Raw genomic sequence first — 1929 nt, forward strand, 5'->3', positions numbered from 1 at the left:
CGCTTCGCATTGAAATATGGATATCTCAAAAAAGAGATACCCACATTTCAACACGACATGAACATCAACAACAATGATTGGAAATCCCTAGTTTTGAATACTACGAAGACAGGGTAGCTTTCAATTTCGCTATGTGCGTGGCGGAAAGCAAACGCTAGTTTGCTCCCGTACTGTTCATAGCTCGGGCGTTGTGCTTAATGGCAAAACTTTTAGCGGAGATGGAAATTCTGCCATAAAAAAGCAAGTTGCTGGAAAAAAATAGGAAATAGAAGGTCGGAAAAAAGCTTGAAAACAAAATCAACAACGAACTGAGAATAAAAGCGGAACGCAAATGCCAACACGATTTTTTTTTCAGCGAAAAGAAGAATTTTAGCCGACCATTAAAATTTTTACTGAAAATAATTTAAGCCGAATAAGGTCAAAATAGCCAAGTTTGCGACCCGACCCGAATCGAAGCGAAAAGAAAGTAGAACGCAAGCAGAACGCAAGTAGAGTTACCAGACAAAAAAATGCGTATGCCATTAAAAACAGAACGCAAATGGACTTAATGCGAAAAAATTTTTAAGCGAAAAAAAGAGAATTTAAGGGCAAAAGGTAAAAGTTTGCTAAAAATAATTGAAGCCGAATAGGGTCAAAACAGCCAAGTTTGAGACCCAACCCGAATCGAAGCGAAAAGAAAATAGAACGGAAGTAGTGCGCGGATAGAATTACCAGACAAAAAAATGCGTATGCCATTAAAAATAAAACGCAATCAGTTCGCAGAGGAGCGTGCCAAGCAGAACGCAAACCACTAAGCACAACAATACCTATAAACAATACGGGGGTTTGGGCTTAATCGAAAGGTTTGCGTATATTTATCGAGTCCGCAAAATCTTTTTGATTTTGCTTATAGACAAAAAAATAAAACAAAACAAAAAGATTTTGCTACGTGCAAGACGGAAAGTTATAGCTTATTTGCCCCCGTACTGTTCATAGCTGAACCCGTTATATACAATGGCTCCAAAAAAATAACTTAAAGTCAAAACTTGATATTACGAAAACTAATCGCTTTGAATATGTGGGAGTTTGCTACTGAATGGACAGAGAATGACCCTAAATGGATAGCTGTTTTTATAATTGTTGGAGGTTATATTTCTTGGACTGGTTACAGAGATTATAAAAAAGAGCAAAAAAACGGTGGCTTTAAAATGACAACACATAATATCCTAAACATAGGTAGAGATATTTCTGGTTTTCTAATCTTACTGTTTGGGCTAGCAGTATTGTTTAAAAAACTATTTGCTATTTTATTTTAACTCTTTTACATATTTTGAATAGACAAGGAAATCACCTTTTGATTTCTGAGTTTGTTTATGCAAATGGACTACTTAGCTAGTTTGCGCAGATGGACTTTACTCGGTCGGAGAAAAAAGGAAACGCAAAGCTTCGTGCTTACTCAAACGTGTCACCACAGTATATAACAATACCTATAATTAATACGGACTTGTGGCTTTTACGCCAAGGTCTGTGTATATTTATGAAGTCGCAAAATCTTTGGGATTTTGCTTTCGAACAAAAAAAGAAAAAACAAAACCAAAAGCTTTTGCTTAGCGCGTAGCTGGAAATCCGTCGGATTTCTGCGCCGCACTAATCATAGCCCAGCCGTTAGCTGTAATTATAAAAAACCTTCTTATTGAGAATAATCAAAGCTATATTACTCACAGTCTTACTAATGATTATATGGTACATTCCTCAACTTATTTTAGTTGGACTATACAAATACACGGAGTTAATCGGAGAAGGATTTAAAAACCATATATATTTAATTGAAGTGATTTAAACTTTTTTTGGATCGAAAGATAGGGCTACGGACATTTGTGTCGCCAAACATAAATCCCATAGCCCATGTACAAAGTACTCGACAAAGATACCATAGAGATGGAAATAGTT

General features: G+C 36.1%; 1 protein-coding gene. It reads left to right on the forward strand.

The window, feature by feature from the left end; translation table 11 throughout:
• Positions 1-1025: 1025 nt before the first annotated feature.
• Positions 1026-1295 (forward strand): hypothetical protein, encoded by a 270-nt coding sequence (locus ACKWCC_RS19160; protein ID WP_413997581.1) that lies wholly within the window; start codon positions 1026-1028, stop codon positions 1293-1295.
• Positions 1296-1929 lie beyond the last annotated feature (634 nt).

Source organism: Maribacter aquimarinus, from assembly GCF_047345505.1.
Classification (GTDB): domain Bacteria; phylum Bacteroidota; class Bacteroidia; order Flavobacteriales; family Flavobacteriaceae; genus Maribacter.